The sequence below is a fragment of the Aquabacterium sp. UBA2148 genome (assembly GCF_002328915.1).
GTDB classification, from domain to species: Bacteria; Pseudomonadota; Gammaproteobacteria; order Burkholderiales; family Burkholderiaceae_C; genus Aquabacterium; species Aquabacterium parvum.
This window is the reverse complement of the sequence record NZ_DCXA01000126.1, coordinates 2843-5668: the sequence shown is the minus strand read 5'-3', so window position 1 is coordinate 5668 and position 2826 is coordinate 2843. Positions and strand designations below refer to the sequence as shown.

3 protein-coding genes are annotated in these 2826 nt (G+C 65.5%); 1 reads left to right on the top strand and 2 read right to left on the bottom strand.

Going from position 1 to position 2826, the window contains the following annotated elements:
• The coding region (locus B2W70_RS06890; protein ID WP_286744126.1) for a 2-isopropylmalate synthase at positions 1 to 1040 on the bottom strand (1040 nt) is incomplete at its 3' end.
• A 171-nt stretch (positions 1041 to 1211) separates the two neighbouring features.
• On the opposite strand from B2W70_RS06890, the gene B2W70_RS06885 reads away from it, so the two are divergent.
• Positions 1212 to 1679 (top strand): Lrp/AsnC family transcriptional regulator, encoded by a 468-nt coding sequence (locus tag B2W70_RS06885; RefSeq protein ID WP_286744124.1) that lies wholly within the window; start codon positions 1212 to 1214, stop codon positions 1677 to 1679.
• A 32-nt stretch (positions 1680 to 1711) separates the two neighbouring features.
• Here the strand turns inward: B2W70_RS06885 and B2W70_RS06880 are convergent.
• Positions 1712 to 2826 (bottom strand): serine hydrolase domain-containing protein (locus B2W70_RS06880; protein ID WP_286744121.1); only part of this gene is annotated, 1115 nt, incomplete at its 5' end.

Genomic DNA, 2826 nt, shown 5'->3' with positions numbered 1-2826 from the left:
GCGAAGCCCTTCTTGATGGCGTCCTGGTGGGAGCCAGAGAAGGCGGTGAAGACCAGGTCGCCCGCGTAAGGGTGACGTGGGTGAACGGGCAGTTGCGTGCAATGCTCGGCCGTGCGCACCACGGCGTTGATGTCGGAGAAGTCCAGCCCCGGGTGCACGCCCTGGGTGTAGAGGTTCAGGGCCAGGGTCACGATGTCGACGTTGCCGGTGCGCTCGCCGTTTCCGAACAAGCAGCCTTCGACGCGGTCGGCGCCGGCCATCAGGCCCAGCTCGGCAGCAGCCACGGCCGTGCCGCGGTCGTTATGCGGGTGCAGGCTCAAGATCACGCTGTCGCGGCGTGCGAGGTGGCGGTGCATCCACTCGATCTGGTCGGCGTAGACGTTGGGCGTGGTGAGCTCGACCGTGGTCGGCAGGTTCAAGATCACCTTGCGGTTGGGCGTGGCGCCCCAGGCGGCGGTCACGGCGTCGCACACCTCCAAGGCGAAGTCGAGCTCGGTGCCGGTGAAGGTCTCGGGGCTGTATTCGAGCTGGATCTCGGTTTCGGGCATGGTGGCCGCGATCTCGCGCACCAGCTTCACGCCGGCCACGGCCATCTCGCGCACCTCATCGCGGCTCATGTTGAAGACGATGTCGCGGAAGGGCTTGGAGGTGGCGTTGTAGACGTGCACGATGGCCTTCTTCGCGCCGCGCACGGATTCCATCGTGCGGCGAATCAAATGCTCGCGAGCCTGGGTCAACACCTCGATGGTCACGTCCTCGGGGATGAGGTTTTCGTCGATCAACTTGCGCACGAAGCCAAAGTCGGTGTCCGACGCCGAGGGGAAGGCCACCTCGATTTCCTTGAAGCCGATGGCGCAGAGCGTCTGGAACATGCGCAGCTTTTTCTCGCAGTTCATGGGCTCGAAGAGCGACTGGTTGCCGTCACGCAGGTCGGTGCTCATCCACACGGGGGGCTTGCTGATGACCTGGTCAGGCCAGGTGCGATCTTTCAAGCCGACGGGCGGGAAGGCGGTGTACTTGGTTTGCGGGTTGGCAAGCATGGGGCGTCTCTTGTGGAGGTTGGGTTCTGGGTCTGTGCGGCTTGTGCGTTCGGCGATCTGCCGCGACCGATGAGCGAATCTTATGGCGCCACTTGCCGCAGAGGCTGCCAAATTCATGCACGCATGCCACCATGTTTGGCAGAATATTGCCAACACAACCAAAATCACGCCATGGAACACACCCTGGACAAGCATGACAAGCAGATCCTCGCCGTCTTGCAGGAAGACGGCCGCATCAGCAACCAGGACCTGGCCGACCGCATCGGCCTGTCGCCTTCGCCCTGCCTGCGCCGCGTGCGCATGCTCGAAGAATCAGGCGTGATCGCTGGCTACCGCGCGCTGCTGGACGCGCGCAAGCTCGGCCTGTCGCTGATGGCGCTCATCGGCATCTCGATGGACAAGCACACGCCCGAGCGCTTTCAAGCGCTCGAAGCAGTCATCCGCGACATCCCCGAGGTGCTGGAGTGCCTGCTCATCACCGGCCAGACGGCCGACTACCAGCTCAAGGTGGTGGTGCGCGACATGGACGCCTACCAGCACCTGCTGCTCAACCGCATCACGCAGATCAAGGGCGTGACGGGCGTGCACACCAGCTTCGTGCTCAGGCGCGTGGTGGACCGCACCGCCTTGCCGCTTTGAGCGGCGGACGTGTGCGGAGGATCAGCGTGGGCTCAGCGCAGCGGCTTGAGGAAGTCGGCCACGGCGCGGGCCATGGCCACGCCCTCTTCGCCGTGATAGCCATCGACGTAATCATTGCTCAAGCGCACGACCACCACGCCCTGCTGGGGCGAGACGTGGATCATCTGCCCCTGGATGCCCAAGGCGATGAAGTCACCGCGACCGCCCTCCAGCGGCCACCAGTGGTAGCCAAAGCCCATCAGCTCCTGCGTCTTGACCTTGCGGGGCACTTGCGTGGAGCGCCATGATTTGCCCTCGCTGGCGCGCGTGGCGTCCTGCACCCATTGGGCGTTGAGCAACTGCTGGCCGCGCCAGGCACCGTCTTGCAGGAACCATTGGCCAAACACCGCGTAGCTGCGCGCCGTGGCGTAAAGGCAGCACAGTGCGAAATCGCGGCCCTGGGCGTCGGTCAGGATGCGCGCATCGTCGGGCATGCCCAGCGGGGTCCAGATGTCGCGGCTGAGAATTTGGTGCAGCGGCTGGCCCTGCGCCCCCTCCAGTGCCATCGCGATGGCCTGCGACACGATGCTGGCGTACTCGTACTTGCTGCCGGGCTCGAAGGCTCGGGTCAGCGCGGGCTCGGTCACCTTCTGGTCCAGGGTGTGGCCCGCCAGGCCACCCGTGAAGCGGTTGGCGATGACCTGCATGAACATCGCCACGCGGTCGACCTCTTCCACATAGCGCACGCCAGCGCTCATCATCAGCGCCTGCTTGAAGGTCACGCCCTTGAAGCCATTGGCGGCCAACGCCGGGGCGTAGCGGTCCATCGGGTCATCGACCGAGGCGATGCGGCCTTGCTGGATGGCCAGGCCCACCAGGGCCGAGAGCACCTGCTTCATCATCGACCAGGACTGGTGCAGCGTGGTCGGGCCGTTGGGCCAGCGGTGGTGCTCGTAGACCACCTTGCCGTCTTGCAGCACCAGCAGGGCCTTGACCGAGCCGCGTGCGTGGAAGTCTTCCAGCGACCAGCGGCGGCCATCCCATTCATAGCGCACGGCTGAGAGGTCTCGGGGGGCTGCAGGCAAGGCCTCGCGAGCGGGCGCCTGCCCTGACTTGGGGCCGCTCACCGGCGCCGTGGGCAGCACCCACTCGGGCTTGAACAGCTGCG

Excerpts from the sequence above, each read along its gene's own strand:
- B2W70_RS06885 (WP_286744124.1), top strand. The coding sequence starts at position 1,212 with ATGGAACACACCCTGGACAAGCATGACAAGCAGATCCTCGCCGTCTTG.